The following is an 18,092-nucleotide window of genomic DNA, read 5'->3' on the forward strand; positions in this document are numbered from 1 at the left end:
GCAGGAGACGGACGCATGAAGATCGAGGTTTGGCAGGGTGACATCACGACCCTGGCGGTGGATGCGATCGTCAACGCGGCCAACGAAACACTGCTCGGTGGCGGCGGTGTCGACGGCGCGATCCATCGCGCGGCCGGCCCCGCATTGCTGGCCGAGTGCGCGCAGTTGCCGGAGCTGCGCCCGGGCGTGCGTTGCCCGACGGGCGAAGTGCGCGCCACCAGCGCCCATGCGCTGCCGGCGCGCCATGTACTGCACACGGTGGGCCCGGTCTGGCATGACGGCCAGCGCGACGAACCGGCGCTGCTTGCCAACTGCTACTGGAAGTCGCTGCAGCTGGCCGAGTCGCTGGGCGTGCAGTCGATCGCGTTCCCGGCGATCAGCTGCGGCGTCTATGGCTATCCGCTGTACCAGGCGGCGCAGATCGCAGTGACCGAAACACTGGCGTGGCAGCGCAGCCATGCGCAACCCATGCGCATCGTGCTGGTGGCGTTCAATACCGCTACGGCCAAGGCCTACCAGCAGGCGTTGAGCGCCGCCGGGCAAAGCGCGGACAGCGAACCGCGCGGGTCGATGCTGCCGCCCCTGGGCGATGCGGGTTTTGCCGCCGCGCACTGAATCCCGGTGCGCGACGTAAAGAAAAAGGCCGGGCAGTGCCCGGCCTTTTCCGTTGCACCGTTGTGCTCAGCCACGCATGGCGTGGGTCACGCTCAACGGCTGGCAGCTTCCACCGCGGCGGCGTCATCGGCCACGGCGGCTGCGTCGGCTGCGGCGCGTGCCGCCGAGGCCGCAGCCCCATCGGCGCTGGCGCCATCCACCTGCACGCGCACTTCCACCATGCCCGCGCCATTGTTCAGGCTGGACACGTCGACCGTGTAATGACCGGCCGGCAGGGTCTCTTCCAGGCGCGAATTGGTGCCGTTGCCACCATCGTCGTCGGTCAGCTCGACGTCGCCACCGACCACGCGCAGCACGGTATCAACCTGGCTGGAAATCGCATCCAGGCGCACATCGGCCGGGCGGTCCAGCGACAGCAGGAAGCGGCGACGGCCATCGTTGTCGAGCATCGTGTACACGCTGCCCGCCTTCGGCAGCGCCGTGCCATCGCGCTCGACCAGATTGCCGGGCAGCTCGATGCGGTTGGCCGACAGGGTGAACATGCCGCTGACGCCGTCGCCGAGGCCGCGCGCGGTCAGGGTGTACTTGCCCGGCTTCAGTGACAGGGTCAGGCGCGAGTTGGTGCTGTCGCCGCCATCGTCATTCTCTGCATCCACGCCCTGGCCCGACAGCTTCAGCACCGGATCGAAGACATCCGACACCAGGCGGATCTCGTACAGGCCGGCCTTGTCCACCTGCAGGGTGTAGTCCTGGGAACCACCGGCCAGCATGTCGACGATCTCGCCGCTGTCCGCCAGCGGCTTGCCGTCGTACGGCACCAGCTTCTCGGCGCGCAGGCGGTAAGGACCGTAGTCGGTCGAGCCGTTGGCGTTGACCGCCACCTGGTAGGTGCCGCCACCGTTGGCACGGAAGGCCACCGAGACGTCGCCTTCGCGCTCGTAGCCGGTGTTGCTGCTGGCCACCAGGCTGCCGTTGTTGAACACGGCGATCGAGCCGCTCAGCGAACCGGTCAGCTTCAGCCCGACCAGCTGCTTGTCTTCCAGCTTGATCTGGTAGAGCTGGTGGTGGCTGCCGTCGTTGTAGTTGATGCCGCTGCGCGAGGTGATCTCGCCGGATACCGGCTTGTCGAAATCGAGTGACGCGGCCTTGCCCGCGTCCGCGCCGCCGCCGATGCGGTTGCAACCGCTGGCGACCAGGACCGTGGCAACGGCCAGTGTGATTGCTGCCAAACGCATGTTGTTTCTCCTTGGCCTTCCATGTGGTTCCCGCATACCGGCCGGGCACGCGGGGGCGGAAAAGATACCCGCAAAAGCAAACGCCGGCGTGATGCCGGCGCTGCCTTGTTCATCCGGCGATGGGACGGATCAACCGTTCCACTTGCCCAGCGCGGCCAGGCCGTTGTCCTTGGCGCGCTCGTACACCGTCTTCTGGGCAGCAGCGTAGTTGCCCTTCATGTCCTTGGCCCACAGCTTCAGCGCGGCCTGCTGCATGGCGCGGCCGTAGGAGAAGCTCAGCGGCCACGGCAGGTTGCCCAGCTGGTTCATCGCGTTCAGGTGCTCGGTGGACTGCTCGTCGCTCTGGCCACCGGACAGGAACACCACGCCCGGCAGGATCGCCGGCACGGTGCTCTTCAGGCACATCACGGTCGACTCGGCCACTTCCTCGACATCGGCCTGCTCTTCACAGTCCTTGCCGGAGATGACCATCGAGGCCTTCAGGATGGTGCCTTCCAGCAGCACGTTCTGCTGGTACAGCGCGTCGAACAGCGAGCGCAGGGTGGCTTCGGTGACTTCGTAGCAGGTTTCGATGTCGTGGTCGCCGTCCATGATCACTTCCGGCTCGACCATCGGCACCAGGCCGCATTCCTGGCACAGCGCTGCATAGCGGGCCAGCGCATGGGCATTGGACTCGATGCAGGTGCCCGACGGGATGCTCTCGCCGATGTTGATGACCGCACGCCACTTGGCGAAGCGCGCGCCCAGCTTGTAATACTCCTGCAGGCGCTCGCGCAGGCCGTCGAGGCCTTCGGTCACCAGCTCGCCCGGGCAGCCGGCCAGCGGGTGCGCACCCTTGTCCACCTTGATGCCCGGAATCATGCCGTGGTCGGCCATGTACTTGGCGAACGGCACGCCGTCCTTGGTCGACTGGCGGATGGTCTCGTCGTACAGGATGGCGCCGGAAATGTGCTCGTTGAGCTTCGGCGTGGTCAGCAGCAGCTCGCGGTAGGCGCGACGGTTCTCCTCGGTGTTCTCGATACCGACGCCGGCGAAACGCTTGGCGATGGTAGCGGTGGATTCGTCGATCGCGATGATGCCCTTGCCCGGGGCGACCATGGCCTGGGCGGTTTCAGCCAGCTGTTCGATGCTCATGTATTTCCTGTGGCGGGTGCGGGAAAAACGTAAGTATAGCCCTGCTGCCCGTTGCCTCGCCGTGGAGGACAGGATGGAAACGCTTCCACGTCTACGCAGGACAAAGGATGTCCTGCGGCATGGGGTCAGAGCCCCTTCAGGGATCTGACCCCTGGTCAGTACGGGGTCAGATCCCTTCAGGGCTCTGACCCCGGATCGGCAGCGCCGACCCGACCGTCAGGGCTTACAGATCGCCCAGGCCGATGGCGCGGCCATCCTCGCCCACTTCCAGCAGGCGCAGGGTGTTGGTGGCACCATGGGTTTCCATGTGCTCGCCGCTGGTGAACACAACGCGGTCACCGGCCTGCAGCAGTTCCGATTCGACCAGCAGGCGGATGCTGCCGCGCGCCGCTTCGCGCGGGGTCAGGCCGCGGCTGTCGAAGTTGATCGGGAACACATCGCGCATCAGCGCCATCTGGCGACGCGCGCCGTCGTGGCGGGTGACCGCGAACACCGGCGCCTTGGCGCGGAAACGCGACAGGTAACGCGCGGTGCCGCCGGATTCGGTCATGGCCACGATCGCGCGCACGCCCACATGCTGCGACAGGAACATGGTGGCCATGGCAATTGCCTGGTCGGCACGTTCCAGGTTGCGCGGCGAGGCGTTGAAATCGGTCTCGGTCTGGAACTGGCGCTCGGCACCCAGGCAGATGCGTGCCATCGCTTCCACCGCCTTGACCGGGTAGGCACCGGCGGCGGTTTCCGCCGACAGCATCACCGCGTCGGTACCGTCGATGACCGAGTTGGCCACGTCCAGCACTTCGGCGCGGGTCGGGATCGGGCTTTCCACCATCGACTGCAGCATCTGCGTGGCGGTGATCACCACCTTGTTCTGCGCCAGCGAGGCCTTGATGATCTTCTTCTGCAGGCCCGGCAGCTCGGCATCGCCGATTTCCACGCCAAGGTCGCCACGGGCAACCATCACCACGTCGCTGGCCTCGACGATTTCTTCCAGGTTCTCGATCGCCTCGGTGCGCTCGATCTTCGACACCAGGGCGGCATCACAGCCGTGCGAGCGGGCGATGTCGCGCGCGTCGTTCATGTCCTGCGCGTTGCGGCAGAACGACACGGCGATGAAGTCCACGCCGATCTTGGCAACGATGCCGATCAGTTCCTTGTCGCGCTCGGTCAGGGCACCCAGCGACAGGCCGCCGCCCTGCTTGTTCAGGCCCTTGCGGTCGGACAACACACCATCGTTGAGCACGGTGTTGACGATGCGCTCGCCCTGCACTTCCACCACCTGCAGCTGCATCAGGCCGTCGTCGAGCAGCAGCACATCACCCGGGCCCACGTCCTGCGGCAGGCCGAGGTAGCTCACGCCCACCTGGCTGGCGTTGCCCGGGCCGGCGTTCTCGCTGGCGATCAGGTCGAAGCGGTCACCCGCCTTCAGCTGCACCTTGCCTTCGGCGAAGCGCTCGATGCGGATCTTCGGGCCCGGCAGGTCGGCCAGGATGCCCACTTCCACGCCCACGCGGGCCGACGCGGCGCGCACTTCGGCAGCACGCTTGGCCTGGCCGGACGGATCGCCATGGCTGAAGTTAAGGCGCACCACATTGACGCCGGCGCGGAAAAGATCCTCCAGCACGCCCGGCGGATCAGTGGCCGGACCGAGGGTGGCAAGGATCTTGGTGCGACGCTGACGCTCGAACATGGTGGATGGGCCTCTCCCGTTAAAGAACGGAAATTAGCACATCCTTCACGCCGCATGTATACGGTTACAGCCTTGTGCTGCCTGACTCCGCAGGTCATGCAACGGACATTGTCCGGACATACGCTGGCGCAGGGCATTCCGTAGAGCCGAGCCCGTGCCCGGCTGGCCACTCGCCGGAGCAGCCGGGCATCGGCTCGGCGCTACAGGAAGCTAGGCCAGCAGCGTTTCCAGCTGCGCCGGTTCGCGTGCCAGCTGGCCAGCGCCGGCCGCGGTGAGTTCCGCCTCACCGCCAAAGCCCCACAGCACACCCACGCTGCGCAGGCCGTGGTGACGCGCGCCTTCGATGTCCATGCGGCGGTCGCCGATCATCCAGCACTGTGCGGGCTGCACCTGCAGCCGGCGCAGAGCTTCCCCGACCAGCTCCGGCTTGTGGCTGCGCGAGCCATCCAGGGTCGAACCGACGATCTCCTCGAACAGCCCGCCAAACGGCAGGTGCGCAAGGATGCGGCGCGCATGCGGCTCATTCTTGGCGGTGACCACCGCCAGGCGGTGGCCACGGCCATGCAGCGTGCGCAGCGTGTCTTCCACCTGCGGGTACACCGTGTGTTCACGCCAGCCTTCGACGTCGAAGCGCTCACGGTAGTAGCCCACCGCCTGTTCCACCCGTGCCGGTTCGACGAACAGCGGCGCGAAGGTGGTGCGCAGCGACGGACCGATCCAGCCCAGCAGCGTCTCCTGCGGCGGCACCGGATGGTCCATCTTCTGCAGCGCATAGGCGATGCAGGCGGTGATGCCCACCTGCGAATCGATCAGCGTGCCGTCGAGGTCGAAGAACAGGACATCCTTGCTGCGGTCGGCACTCATGCGCCGCGCGCGTCGAGTGCGGCGACGGCCGGCAGGGTCTTGCCTTCCAGGAACTCCAGGAACGCACCACCGCCAGTGGAGATATAGCTGACCTGCCCGGCGATATCGAACTTGTCGACCGCCGCCAGGGTGTCGCCACCGCCCGCGATGGAGAATGCCGGCGAGCTGGCGATGGCGCGGGCCAGCGCTTCGGTGCCCTTGCTGAAGGCTTCGAACTCGAACACGCCGACCGGGCCGTTCCAGACCACGGTGCCGGCCTTTCCGATCAGCTGCGCGTACTGCACAGCGGTCTGCGGGCCAATATCCAGGATCAGGTCGTCCTCGGCGACGGCGTCGACCGCCTTCACTTCGGCAACAGCGTCCGGCATGAACTGCTTGGCGGTGACCACGTCGACCGGCAGCGGGATGTCGGCGCCACGCGCCTTGGCATCGGCCACGATCTTCTTCGCGGTGTCCAGCAGGTCCGGCTCATACAGCGACTTGCCGACCTTGTAGCCGGCGGCAGCGATGAAGGTGTTGGCGATGCCACCACCAACGATCAGCTGGTCGACCTTGCCGACCAGGTTGGCCAGCAGTTCCAGCTTGGTGCTGACCTTGCTGCCGGCAACGATGGCCAGCAGCGGCTTGGCCGGTGCGTCCAGCGCCTGCGCCAGCGCGTCCAGCTCGGCCATCAGCAGCGGGCCACCGGCCGCGACCGGGGCGAAGCGGATGACGCCATGGGTCGAGGCCTGCGCGCGGTGTGCGGTACCAAAGGCATCCATCACGAACACGTCGCACAGGGCGGCGTACTTCTTCGACAGGGCCTCGTCGTCCTTGCCCTCGCCGACGTTCATGCGGCAGTTTTCCAGCAGCACCAGCTGGCCCGGCTGCACGTCGACGCCGTCGACCCAGTCACGCACCAGCGGAACCTCGCGGCCGAGCAGCTCGGACAGGCGCTGGGCGACCGGCGCCAGCGAGTCGGCCTCGCTCCACACGCCTTCCTTCGGGCGCCCCAGGTGCGAGGTGACCATCACTGCCGCGCCCTGCTCCAGCGCGCGCTTGAGCGTCGGCAGCGAAGCGGTGATGCGCTGTTCGGAAGTGATGCGGCCATTCTCGATCGGCACGTTCAGATCCTGGCGGATCAGCACGCGCTTGCCGGAGAGGTCGAGGTCGGTCATGCGGACGATGGACATGGGCAACTCTTTGGCTCAGGGACGGGATGCCGGGCTACGGCAGGCGGCCATTGTATCGGGTGGCGATGCCTGCGGCAGGCAGAGGCGTACGGCAACAGCGAACTGCAACAGCCAAAGCGCTGGCGCTTCTTGGTGCTGAGGGTGAGCCGGGGTGCTGTGGGGTGGCAGGGGACGCCGTAAACCCGTCCATGGGGGCTTGGTCGCCGCATCCATGCGGCTCACACCCCTGCCACCCCACACCATCCCGGCCTTGACAGGTTCATGAGGCGGAGCGGATGGCAAAGGCAGGAGCAAGAGCGGTTTCTGATGTCGGAGAAACCAATGTAGAGCCGAGCCCATGCTCGGCTGGGTCTACCGCGAGCAGCAGCCGAGCGTGGGCTCGGCTCTACAAAGAGCGCCCAGCCAAGCAGCTTTTGCTCTTCTTTTTTTCTTTCCGTGGGTGGACGCACACGGAAACTGTCAGAGGCCGGGCGGGTGGGCTGGGCAGGGGTATCCGCGCCATGGATGGCGCGGCTAAGCCTCCAGGGACGGATTCACGGCGTCCCCTGCCCAGCCCACCCGCTCGGCCCATCCCCGGGATCGCGCTTTGCAGCCACCCAGCCGTTCGCCGGAACCTACGCCGAAGGCGTCGGCTTCTGCCGAAGCAGGCTGAGCGCCAAGCCACCCACCACCAGCACGCCCAGACCCAGCAGCGCCCACAACAGCCACGACTTCCAGTCATGCTGCGGTTTCAGCGCCGCGTCACCCGCCAGCGGTTCCGGGCTGCCTTCCAGTCGCGCCAGCGTCGGCTGCCACGACGGATCGTTGCGCTGCCGAAGTTCCTCGATCAACACCCCGATCGGCGCGTCCGTGCGGCGCGCGGTCGCGCTGCCCACCGCCAGTGCGTAGGGCGCCGCACCCTGGCTCAGGAACACCAGCACTTCCGGTTGGTAGCCCAGGCGCAGCGTCGGCGCAGTGGCAGATTCCGCCGGATTCGCCACCAGCTTCCAGTAGCGGTCGCGGTGCACGCCGCCCAGCGGCTGCGCCGCCGACTGCTGGCGCTGGCCCTGCGTGCCCTGTTGCACCTGGTAGGCGATCCACGGCGCGCTGCGGCGCTGCCAATCGGCACTCTCATCATCACGACTGAACAGCGTCCATTGCACCAGGCTGTTGTCGGTGCTGGCCACATCGGCGCGCGCCACCGGGAACCGGCCATCCATCTCGAAGGTGTATTCGCCCTTGCCCTTCGACGTCGGCTCCAGCGACAGCCATTCCCACGGCAGCGTGGCCGGCGCTGGCGGCAGTTCCGCCAACACGCCGCGCAGGGTCGGCAGCCGCGAGTCGCCCTGCGCCAGGATGCGCAGGTAGCGTGCAGTGCCGTCCACCTGCAGGCGGCGCTGCAGCAGGCGCTTGCCGGCGCGCTGCAGATCCACCAGCGGCACGTCGCGACCCAACGATCGCCAGTGCTGCAGGTCATCACTGGCATCCAGCTGAACCTGCGCCTGCAGCGGCTGGCCGCTGTCGGCCCAGTCCAGCACCAGCGCCGCCAGCGGCTGCTGGTCGAGCATGCTGGCGTCGATCAGCCAGCCGCCCTGCCCGTTCGCCGTCGCCCCGCCACTCACCCGTGCTTCGACCCGGCGCACGCGCCCATCGGTATCACGCTCGGTCAGCAGCTGCAGATCGTTGCGCTGGGCATCGGCCAGCGGTGGCAGCACGAACCACGGCAGTTCACGCTGCACCGGCGGTTGCGCCAGCGGCTGGTCCGGCGCCAGCAGTGCCGACGGCAGCAGCTGGCTGGCTGCATTGAACACCTGCAGGTCGCTGAGGTCGGGACTCACGGCACGGCGGTAGATCGCCGGCTCCAGCACGATGCGGTAGGCACCGGACTGCGCGCTGGACAATGTGAGCGGCCATTGCTCGGCATACTGCGTGCGGTAATCAGCCGCCTGCACCACGACGGCGGCCAGCATGCCGAACATCGCCGGCAGCAGCGCCCTGCTCCACTTCCTCATTGCTTTTCCTCCACGGTCGGCGCCACGCTCGGCGGAGCCGGTGCCAGATAACCCACGACCGTGCACAGCAGGCCGTAGGCGATGAACGATGCGATGCCCAGCAGGTTGCCCAGGTGCTGGCGATCGACAATAACCAGCTTGGCCAGTACCACGCCCATCAGCACGGCACCGACCATCCACAGCACACGCTGGCCACGACGCGAACCCCACACCCAGGCAATCACGCCCAGCACGCTCCACAACACGGTCAGGCTGGTCTGGGCCAGGCTGAAGCGCATCATCGACACGTTCCACGCCAGCCCACCCCACTGGTGCACGCCATGCAGCACCAGGCTGGTCAGCGCGACGAAGGCCGCCAGTGCCAGCAGCGGCATGCGGATGTTCAGCAATGCCTGCGGGGCCTGCGGTTGCTGATCGCCGTACAGCCAGCGCGCCAGCAGCAACAGGCTCAACCATTGGCCGATCTCGGCCGGATTCAGCACCGGCAGCCACAACAGCGGTGCAGCGTCGCCCGGCAGCAGCTGGCCCAACAGCCAGCCGATCGACAGCAGGCCGAACAGCACGCACTGCAGCGGGACGCGCACGCTGTCGAAGGCCTGTCCCAATGGCCAGCGCAGCGCATTCCAGCGCCACAGCGACAGTGCCGCCATCAGCAGCCATGGCAAGGTCACCAGCAGGGTCGTCCAGCCCTGCGCCAGATCGGCTTCGCCACCGCCCCACAGGGCCAGCAGCGAAAGCAGCGACGGCCACAACAGCCACCACAGGAACTGCGCGATGCGGGCCACGGTATCGCCGCCCTGGCGCAGGCACAGCAGGGTCCGCACGCCCAGCACCGCGAACACCGCCCAGGCCAGCGCGCCATAACCGGCGAACGGCTGGTGGTGTGCATCGCTCTGCACCAGGGCCAGCGGGAAGCCCAGCGCGAGCATGGCCAGTGCGGTCACGCCCAGTGCACGTGCCGGCTGGCGACGCTGCACTTCGGCCACCAGCCAGGCAGTGACCGCGGCCAGCACCAGCAACGCGTCCACTTCGGTGCGGTACGGGAAGAAGCGCGTGATCTCATGGACCAGGCCGCCCAGCCACCACAGCAGGCCCCACAGGTAGTACACCAGTGCGACCTCATGACGTGGCCTGCGCTGGTAGCTCCACGCCGACGCGAAGCCGGCCAGGGCCAGCAACAGCGCGCCGATGGCGGTCGGGTTGATCAGGAAACGCAGGTCTTCGTGCCAGTGGTCGCCACCGGCAACGAAGGCGAATGCGGCGCCGATCTGCAGCAACGCGCCGGATACCTGCGGCAGCCAGCGCTTCTGGCGCAGCCCCAACCAGGCCAGGCCTGCACCTTCCAGCGCAAACACGGCACCGGTGGCACGCGCCGACAAGGCCAGCGGCACCGCCAGCGTGGCGAAGCCCACCGCAAGCACGGCATGCGACTGCGCCAGCATGGTGTACGACGCACGTGCGATCAGCGCCCGTGCCAGTACCGCGTAGATCGCGGCCAGGCCCAGCGCGCATAGTGCCAGCGTCATCGGTTGTTCGTGCAGCATGCCTGCCTGCAACGAGAATGCGACCAGCGGCGCGCCGAACACCAGGCTGCCATCGATCAGATCGCGCCGGCCGGCCGGCTGGCGGCGCGCGTACAGCAGCGGGATCAGCAGGTAGAACACGAAGAACAACAGCAGGAACGGCTCAGTGCTGCTGAACTTGTCCGGTACGTACTGCAGCACGCCCCAGAAGGTGCCGATGCCGAAAGTGAAGGCGAAGCCCAGCAGGTTCAGCGCGCGCCAAGGGCGGAACCAGGCGATGGCGAAAATGCCCGCGTTGAGCACCGCGTAATAGCTGAACAGCCCCACGTGATTGCCGCTGCCGGTGGACAGCCACAGCGGTGCCATGAAGCCGGCCAGGATCCCCAGCACGGCCAGCGTGCGCGAGTTCTGCACCACCGCCAGCACGCACAGCCCGGCCACCAGGGCAATGGAGCTGGCGAAGGCGAAGCCCGGCGGAATCAGGTCGAAGCGCTTGAAGGCCGCGAAGATGGTCAGCAGCAGCACGCCGATGGCACCGCCCTGCAAGGCCAGCGCAAACAGGCGCCGGCGCTCGCGCTGGTGCCAGCCGAAGGCCAGCAGGCCCAGCGCGCCCACGGTGATGCCGGCCAAGCGCAGCTCGATCGGCAACACCAGCCAGCCCTGGTCGCTGACGTACTTCAGCAGCGCCGCGACACCGGCCAGCAGCACCAGCATGCCGATCTTGACCGGCACGTTGCCTTCGGTGAACCAGCGCTTGACCGCACTGATGCCGCGCTCGATGACGTTGGGCAGTGCCGGCTCGGAAGGCAGCGGCGGCTGCACCGGCACCGGTGGCACCGGCGGTGGCGCAGCAGGTCGGGGAACAGGCGCCTCGGTCGGCGCTGCTTCGCGCACCGGTGGCTGCGGGGGGTGCGGCGCAGCAGCGGCGACCGGCCGCAGGAACGGTGGATCGGCACTGGCCGTGGGCGTGGCCGCAGCCCGTTCGGGCGTGGGCGCGCTGGCGGCCGGCCTGGCGGTGGCAGGCGCGGCGGCCATCGCGCTTTCCAGCGCCGCGACGCGGCGGCGCAGGCCGGAGATCATCACCAGCGCCACCACCAGCAGCAGGGGGATGGCCAACAGGACCAATACGACCAGTGCGATCAGTGCTTCCATTGCGTGCTTCCATTGCGTTCCCGCGCCACAGCGGCAGCGGTCGACCGCCCCATGCTACGACAGGGTGGGCCCCTTAAACGACGAACCCCGGCCAGGCCGGGGTTCGTCTGCGATCTACGCCGGCCTTACTTGGCGGCGATGACCTTGGCCATTTCCAGGCACTTGTTCGAGTAGCCCCACTCGTTGTCGTACCAGGTCACCAGCTTGACGAAGGTGCCGTCCAGGGCGATGCCGGCATCGGCGTCGAACACCGAGGTGCAGGTTTCGCCGCGGAAATCGGTGGCCACCACCTTGTCTTCGGTGTAGCCCAGGATGCCCTTCAGCGGGCCTTCGCTCTGTGCCTTCACTTCGGCGCAGATCTCGGCGTAGGTGGCTTCCTTTTCCAGCTCGACGGTCAGATCGACCACCGACACGTCCGAGGTCGGCACGCGGAAGCTCATGCCGGTCAGCTTCTTGTTCAGTTCCGGAATGACCACGCCGACGGCCTTGGCCGCACCGGTGGACGAGGGAATGATGTTTTCCAGGATGCCACGGCCGCCGCGCCAGTCCTTGTTGGACGGGCCATCGACGGTCTTCTGGGTGGCGGTGGCCGCATGCACGGTGGTCATCAGGCCGCGCTTGATGCCCCACTTGTCATTGATGACCTTGGCCAGCGGGGCCAGGCAGTTGGTGGTGCACGAGGCGTTGGAGATGATCGCCTGGCCGGCGTAGGTCTTGTCGTTCACGCCGTACACGAACATCGGCGTGTCGTCCTTCGACGGGGCCGACATGATGACCTTCTTGGCGCCGGCATCGATGTGCTTCTGCGCGGTTTCCTTGGTCAGGAACAGGCCGGTGGCTTCCAGCACCACATCAGCGCCGACTTCATCCCACTTCAGGTTGGCCGGGTCGCGTTCCTGGGTCAGGCGGATCTTCTTGCCGTTGACCAGCAGGTCGTTGCCCTGCACCGCCACGTCGGCCTTGAAGCGGCCGTGCACGGAGTCGTACTTGAGCATGTACGCCAGGTAGTCCGGCTCCAGCAGATCGTTGATGGCCACGATTTCGATGTCGTCGCCGAAGTTCAGCACCGCCGAGCGCAGGACGTTACGCCCGATGCGACCGAAACCGTTGATACCAACCTTGATTGCCATTTCTCAAGCTCCTGCGGCCGCGACAGGTGCGGCGGGATGGATAGGGCCCACAAGTCTAGCAAACCGCCGCTGGCCACCGTGGGCCAGCCGGGACCGCCGGCCGGCCCACGGACAGGATTTGATCCGGATCAAAGCGTTAGCGCGGCGTGAGGCCGAGACTGTCGCCATCCACCCAGCAACGAGAACACCCCCATGCGCAAGACCTCCCCCCTGATCGTGGCCAGCCTGGCCGCCGCCCTGTCGCTCGCCGCCGCCCCGGCCATGGCCCAGTCCAAGGGCGACTGGACCGTCTCGGCCGGCGTGCACCAGGTGGCGCCGAAGTCGAACAACGGCTGGCTGGCCGGCGGCACCCTGAAGGTCGACGTCGACAATGACGTCAAGCCGACCATCACCGGCGAGTACTTCATCGCCGACAACCTGGGCATCGAAGTGCTGGCCGCGCTGCCGTTCAAGCACGACATCAACATCAACGGCCTGGGCCGCGTCGGCAGCACCAAGCAGCTGCCGCCGGTGGTCACCCTGCAGTACCACTTCAACAGCAAGGGCAAGGTGTCGCCGTTCGTCGGCGCCGGCCTGAACTACACCACCTTCTTCAGCGAAGACACTACGGGTGCGCTGGCCGGCAGCAAGCTGAAGCTGCAGGATTCGTGGGGCCTGGCCGCACACGCCGGCGTGGACTTCGCGATCGGCGAGAAGGGCGCCCTGCGCGTGGACATGCGCTGGATCGACATCGACAGCAAGGTGAAGTTGAACGGCGAGAAGATCGGCACGGTCAACATCGATCCGCTGGTCTACGGCGCTTCGTACGTCTTCAAGTTCTAAAGCGGTGTATTGGGCGCGGGGGGCTTCGCCCCCGCTCCCCCGCTGCACGCAAAGCCCTCGCAGCATGTTGCCCCGGTAATTGCCGGGGCTTTTTTGTGCCTGGGACTGAAGCGGTTCCGGAGCTGGGACAAGGCAGGGAGCGGAGCCGGGACACGCCCCTCCCTCTACGCTTCCACTTCGGAACAGGAACGCGCCGCCCTTCAATCCACCTACCCCGCTAGAATGGGCGCATGAAAGCCCTGCACTCCCTGTTCCTCGCCGCCGCCCTGGCGCCGGCCCTGCTGTCCGTCTCCGCCCCTGCCCATGCCTGGGGCGCGCAAGGCCACCGCCTTGTCGCCGAAGTCGCCGACGCCCGCCTCACCCCCGCCGCCCGCGCCGAAGTGGACCGCCTGCTGGCCACCGAACCGGACGCCACCCTGGCCAGCATCGCGCCCTGGGCCGACCAGCTGCGCGCCAAGGACCCGGGCCTGGGCCGTCGCTCGGCCGGCTGGCACTACGTCAACATCGCCGAAGACGACTGCCACTACGAAGCACCGAAGCACTGCAGGAACGGCAACTGCATCGTCGAAGCCCTCAAGGCGCAGAGCGCCATTCTGGGCGACCGCAGCCTGACTGACGGCGAGCGCCTGCAGGCGCTGAAGTTCGTCGTGCACCTGGTCGGCGACATCCACCAGCCGATGCACGCCGGCTACGCCCACGACAAGGGCGGCAATGATTTCCAGCTGCAGTTCGGCAACCGCGGTACCAACCTGCACTCGCTGTGGGACAGCGGCATGCTCAACACCCGCAAGCTGGACGATGCCGGCTACCTGCCGGTGCTGCAGAGCCAGCGCGCACCGAAGCTGGCGCGCCAGTCCAACCCGCAGCGCGACCCGCAGGCCTGGGCCGAGGCCAGCTGCCGCATCTCCATGCAAGCTGGCGTTTATCCGGCCTCGCGTAAAATCGGTGACGAGTACACCGAGCGCTACCGGCCGCTGGCCGAAGCGCAGCTGCGGCTGGCCGGTGAAAACCTGGCGCAGTTGCTGAACCGCGTGCTCGGCACGCGCTGAAGAGAGCTCCAATGCCGGTCCAGGTGCAGTCGTTCTTCCACCGTGACAGCAACACCTTCAGCTACCTGGTCAGCGACCCGGCCAGCGGCGAGGCGGCGCTGATCGATCCGGTCCTGGACTATGACCCGGACACCGACGCCAGCAGCGAATCACCGCTGCGCGCGGCATTGCAGGCCATCGAACAACAGGGCCTGCAGCTGCGCTGGCTGCTGGAGACGCATGCCCACGCCGACCATGTGTCGGCCGGGCGCCGGCTCAAGCAGCGCTTTCCGCAGGCCACGCTGGCCATCGGTGAAGGCATCCGCGCGGTGCAGGCGACGTTTGCGCCACGCTATGGCCTGCAGCTTCCGGGCGCCGATGAAATCTTCGACCACCTGTTCAGTGACGGCGAGACCTTCACTTTGGGCGAACTGCGCTGCCAGGTGATCGCCGTGCCCGGCCACACCAGCGACAGCATCGCCTACCTGATCGACGATGCGCTGTTCACTGGCGACTCGCTGTTCATGCCCGACGGCGGCACTGCCCGCTGCGACTTCCCCGGCGGTGATGCCGCACAGCTGTACCGCTCGATCCAGCGCCTGCTGGCCCTGCCGGATGCCACCCGCGTGTTCGTCTGCCACGACTACGGCCCGGGCGGCCGCGACTTCGCCAACGAAACCACCATCGGTGAACAGCGCGCGCACAACATCCACGTGCACGACGGCGTGGCCGAGGCGGAGTTCGTCAGCGTGCGCCAGGCCCGCGATGCGACGTTGGAAGAACCGAAGCTGATGCAGCCTGCGGTAAAGGCCAATATCCAGGGCGGGGCCTGACGTACGCCGGGCAGAGCCCGGCGCCATCGGTTTCCATCACGGACCGCGAGCGTTCATTTTCCCTGCATCCGCACCACGTGCTGGCCCTTCACGATCTCGAACGTGAAGGCGTACTGCAGGGTGACCGCTACCGGCTCGACGCGCTCGGCGCCCCGGCAGTCACCGCGGTCGGCAGGCACCTTGCCCGCCGCGAAGTGGCAGACCGCTGCGGACGAGTACTTCCACATCGCCACGGCTTCCTGGGCAGCCTGCAGCAGGGGCGCATTCTCGCCCGCAGCACCTGCCGCGCACTCCGGACGATCGGTCAATGGCAGGCTTCGCTCCACGGCGCCATTGGCATCAACCACCACCTGCAGGCAGATCGTGGTCGGCGCCAGTTCCGCGCGCGGGTCACGATCGCCAACCTCCGGGTCTGGTGCCGCGTACAGCTGGGGCATCCGGTAGCCTTCGGTCGCACCCAGCGAATACACCTGCAGCTGTCCACCGCCGCTGCCCGCCTGCGGCTGCAGGCGCTGGTGGCCGACATTTTCGCTGCGGGTATCCACCGTGGTCAGGCGGTCCTGGCTCGCACACCCCACCAGCAGCGCTGCCGCCATGATCAGCGCAGCGGACTTCATTGGGTGTCCTCGGTGTTGTCCATGGCGAACGTGATGGGAATCTTCACCGCCGCTGCAACCGGCTTACCGTTCTTCATCGCCGGCCGATAGGTCCAGCTGCGTGCCGCAGCGATCGACACCGCATCGAACACGCCCGGATTGGTGGCACTGAGCACGCGGACATCGCTGGGACGCCCCTGCGCATCCACCTCCACGCGCAGGTTCACCACACCTACCTGGCGCTGCTCGAACGCGGATTTTGGATAGGACGGCGGTGGCATCCTGTCGATCTGGATCGGACGGTCCAGCCCAGCCTTGGCCGCACCCTCTTCCGCGGTTGCGTACGGCTCGACACCGATCCCCGGGCTCCCGGCCGCGCCGCCCTGGCTGGCCCATGCCACCGCCCCCATGCCCACACACAACCCGACCACCAGCACCTGCCCGGACACCCACGGCAATGCCTTCCGCTTGGACTGCTTCAACATGGCGATACGCTCCTTCAACACGGGTTGGCTGCGCCAATGGCAGACCGCGGGCGCAACCGGGTGGACCAGCTGCGCCTTCAGCAGCGTGCTGGCGTAGAGGCCGCGCAGCGCCGGCTGCGGGGCCATGGTGCGGGCATCGCAGGCCAGTTCCTGGTCGCGCAGGAAGCGGCCCGCAGCCCACGGCAGAAGCGGGTGGAACCAGAACACCGCGCGCACCAGCAGCAGCGCACCGTTGGCCCAGTGATCGCCATGACGGTGATGGCTGCGCTCGTGCTGCAGGATCAAGCTCTGTTCCTGTGCGGTGAACTGCAGGTCGAAGTCGGGACCAACCACGATGCGTGGGCGCCACAGGCCAACCAGCGCGGGCAAGCCGGGATCGCCGCTGGCCTGCCAGCTGCCATCGGTGCGCGGCGTCAGTGGGCCCATGCTCCGTTCGAAACGATGTTGTGCGCGCAGGTCGCGCAACAGGCGGATGCCCGCGCCCAATGCCCACAGCGCGAACAACAGCCCGGCCCATGGCAGCGAGGGCCCGCTCAGGGCATCGAGGGCACCGGGCATCACTTTCAGCGGCAGCGTGGGTACCTGCTGCAACACCGCAACCTGTGGCAATGGCAGCGTCAGGGCCACCAGCAGCAGCGGCAGCAGCCACCAGCTGCGGTAGGCCAGCCCAGCGCCCCCCAACCGCACCAGCAGCGGTCGCAGCACCGCCAGCAGGACCACACCCACGGCCAGCCACAAGCTGGCCCGCCACAGTCCGTCGAGCAGCTCAGCCATGGTCCAGCTCCTGGATCAGCTTCTTCAGTTCGGCGATGTCCTGCGCGCTCAGCTGGCCGCGTTCGCTGAAGTGCGCGACCAGCGGCGCCACGCGCCCTTCGAAGACACGGCCGATGAAGTCCTGGCTCTGCGCCTCCACCCACGCCTGTCGCTGCAGCAGCGGCCGGTACAGGTAACGCCGTCCATCGCGCTCGGCAGTGATCGCGCCCTTGGTCAGCAGGCGGTTGAGCAGGGTCTTGATGGTCGGCTCGGCCCAGTCGCGATGGGCCAGCGCGGCCACCACGTCATCGGCACTACGCGGTGCCTGCTGCCACAGCACCTCCATCACGACGGCTTCGGCTTCGCTGATCGGGGTCATGGTTTACATCCGTAATCGACATATTGATTACGCGCGTAATCGAACTGCCTGTCAAGCCCCTCGACTCCGGGTTCATCCCGGCTGCGCCAGCATCGGTTCCTCCCGCCCCTGGCCCCGGATGAAAGCACTGCCGAAGAAGGATTTCCCGGTCGAGCAGGCCCGCCGCTTCCTCGAACCCGGCCCGATCGTGCTGGTCAGCACGGCATGGCGCGGCCAGCGCAACCTGATGACGATGGGCTGGCACATGGTCATGGGCTTCTCGCCTTCACTGGTCGCCACCTACCTGTGGGACGCAAACCACAGCCACGCGTTGGCGCGCGGCAGCGGCGAGTGCGTGATCAACGTGCCCGGGGTGGAGCTGCTCGATACCGTGGTGGACATCGGCAACTGCAGCGGCCGCGAGGTCGACAAGTTCGCCCGTTTCGGGCTCGACGCACTGCCCGCGCGTGAGGTCGGCGCGCCACTGGTCGGCCAATGCCATTCGTGCTTCGAATGCCGCCTGTACGACGACAGCCAGGTGGCAGCGAGCAATCTGTTCATCTGGGAAATCGTGCACGCCCATGTTGCGCCCCGGCCGAAACTGCCGCGCACGGTGCATTACCGCGGCGATGGGCAGTTCATGGTGGCCGGCGCGGAAGTCTCGCGTCGACGGCGGTTCAAGCCCGACATGCTGTAATGCCCGCACTTCCC

General features: G+C 67.3%; 16 protein-coding genes. 5 read left to right on the forward strand and 11 right to left on the reverse strand.

Translation table 11 applies throughout. The features are described from left to right. Nucleotides 1-15 precede the first annotated feature (15 nt). Nucleotides 16-615: an O-acetyl-ADP-ribose deacetylase gene (locus QP609_RS16640; protein ID WP_014648231.1), complete on the forward strand. Its 600-nt coding sequence runs from the start codon at nucleotides 16-18 to the stop codon at nucleotides 613-615. Nucleotides 616-707: 92 nt separating this feature from the next. Here the strand turns inward: QP609_RS16640 and QP609_RS16645 are convergent, their stop codons facing one another. The 8 genes from QP609_RS16645 to gap form a co-directional block, all read right to left on the reverse strand. Continuing rightward, nucleotides 708-1,850: an ABC transporter substrate-binding protein gene (locus tag QP609_RS16645; RefSeq protein WP_197621641.1), complete on the reverse strand. Its 1,143-nt coding sequence runs from the start codon at nucleotides 1,848-1,850 to the stop codon at nucleotides 708-710. Between the two features lie 129 nt (nucleotides 1,851-1,979). Further along, a complete protein-coding gene (locus tag QP609_RS16650; RefSeq protein ID WP_014648233.1) occupies nucleotides 1,980-2,984 on the reverse strand; it encodes a class I fructose-bisphosphate aldolase in 1,005 nt (334 codons plus the stop codon). Nucleotides 2,985-3,207: 223 nt separating this feature from the next. Continuing rightward, nucleotides 3,208-4,674 (reverse strand): pyruvate kinase, encoded by a 1,467-nt coding sequence (pyk, locus tag QP609_RS16655; protein WP_032959168.1) that lies wholly within the window; start codon nucleotides 4,672-4,674, stop codon nucleotides 3,208-3,210. A 210-nt stretch (nucleotides 4,675-4,884) separates the two neighbouring features. Continuing rightward, nucleotides 4,885-5,538, reverse strand: coding sequence for an HAD hydrolase-like protein (locus tag QP609_RS16660; RefSeq protein ID WP_197575251.1), 654 nt, complete (start codon nucleotides 5,536-5,538; stop codon nucleotides 4,885-4,887). Then, nucleotides 5,535-6,710, reverse strand: coding sequence for a phosphoglycerate kinase (locus QP609_RS16665; RefSeq protein ID WP_197621640.1), 1,176 nt, complete (start codon nucleotides 6,708-6,710; stop codon nucleotides 5,535-5,537). The genes QP609_RS16660 and QP609_RS16665 overlap by 4 nt, the downstream gene beginning before the upstream one ends. A gap of 614 nt (nucleotides 6,711-7,324) precedes the next feature. Then, complete coding sequence (locus QP609_RS16670; RefSeq protein ID WP_197621639.1) at nucleotides 7,325-8,701, reverse strand: DUF3999 domain-containing protein; 1,377 nt, start codon at nucleotides 8,699-8,701, stop codon at nucleotides 7,325-7,327. Next, entirely contained in the window at nucleotides 8,698-11,376 is a 2,679-nt protein-coding gene (locus QP609_RS16675; protein WP_197621638.1) for a DUF2339 domain-containing protein, read from the reverse strand. The genes QP609_RS16670 and QP609_RS16675 overlap by 4 nt, the downstream gene beginning before the upstream one ends. Before the next feature lie 125 nt (nucleotides 11,377-11,501). After that, complete coding sequence (gene gap, locus QP609_RS16680; protein WP_005414333.1) at nucleotides 11,502-12,506, reverse strand: type I glyceraldehyde-3-phosphate dehydrogenase; 1,005 nt, start codon at nucleotides 12,504-12,506, stop codon at nucleotides 11,502-11,504. 192 nt (nucleotides 12,507-12,698) lie between these two features. On the opposite strand from gap, the gene QP609_RS16685 reads away from it, so the two are divergent. From QP609_RS16685 to QP609_RS16695, 3 genes are all read left to right on the forward strand, one after another. Then, nucleotides 12,699-13,328, forward strand: a complete 630-nt coding sequence (locus tag QP609_RS16685; protein ID WP_014648239.1) for an OmpW family outer membrane protein — start codon at nucleotides 12,699-12,701, stop codon at nucleotides 13,326-13,328. 230 nt (nucleotides 13,329-13,558) lie between these two features. Then, a complete protein-coding gene (locus tag QP609_RS16690) occupies nucleotides 13,559-14,377 on the forward strand; it encodes a S1/P1 nuclease (protein ID WP_053496161.1) in 819 nt (272 codons plus the stop codon). An 11-nt stretch (nucleotides 14,378-14,388) separates the two neighbouring features. Beyond that, the gene (locus QP609_RS16695) at nucleotides 14,389-15,189 is read left to right on the forward strand and encodes an MBL fold metallo-hydrolase (protein WP_014648241.1); all 801 of its coding nucleotides are present in this window, start codon (nucleotides 14,389-14,391) and stop codon (nucleotides 15,187-15,189) included. Nucleotides 15,190-15,242: 53 nt separating this feature from the next. Here the strand turns inward: QP609_RS16695 and QP609_RS16700 are convergent, their stop codons facing one another. Genes QP609_RS16700 through QP609_RS16710 form a run of 3 tightly spaced genes read right to left on the reverse strand, consistent with a single transcriptional unit; the run spans nucleotide 15,243 to nucleotide 17,402 of the window. Then, a complete protein-coding gene (locus QP609_RS16700; protein ID WP_032962142.1) occupies nucleotides 15,243-15,806 on the reverse strand; it encodes a hypothetical protein in 564 nt (187 codons plus the stop codon). Next, on the reverse strand, nucleotides 15,803-17,044 hold the full coding sequence (locus QP609_RS16705; RefSeq protein ID WP_289213814.1) for a TonB family protein: 1,242 nt from the start codon (nucleotides 17,042-17,044) through the stop codon (nucleotides 15,803-15,805). Before QP609_RS16705 ends, QP609_RS16700 begins: the two co-directional genes overlap by 4 nt. Further along, on the reverse strand, nucleotides 17,037-17,402 hold the full coding sequence (locus QP609_RS16710) for a BlaI/MecI/CopY family transcriptional regulator (RefSeq protein ID WP_197621636.1): 366 nt from the start codon (nucleotides 17,400-17,402) through the stop codon (nucleotides 17,037-17,039). The genes QP609_RS16705 and QP609_RS16710 overlap by 8 nt, the downstream gene beginning before the upstream one ends. Before the next feature lie 118 nt (nucleotides 17,403-17,520). Between QP609_RS16710 and QP609_RS16715 the strand changes: the two genes are divergently transcribed. Then, nucleotides 17,521-18,078, forward strand: a complete 558-nt coding sequence (locus QP609_RS16715) for a flavin reductase family protein (RefSeq protein ID WP_014648245.1) — start codon at nucleotides 17,521-17,523, stop codon at nucleotides 18,076-18,078. Nucleotides 18,079-18,092: the final 14 nt, after the last annotated feature.

The sequence above is a fragment of the Stenotrophomonas sp. 8(2023) genome (assembly GCF_030345295.1).
Lineage (GTDB): Bacteria > Pseudomonadota > Gammaproteobacteria > Xanthomonadales > Xanthomonadaceae > Stenotrophomonas > Stenotrophomonas muris.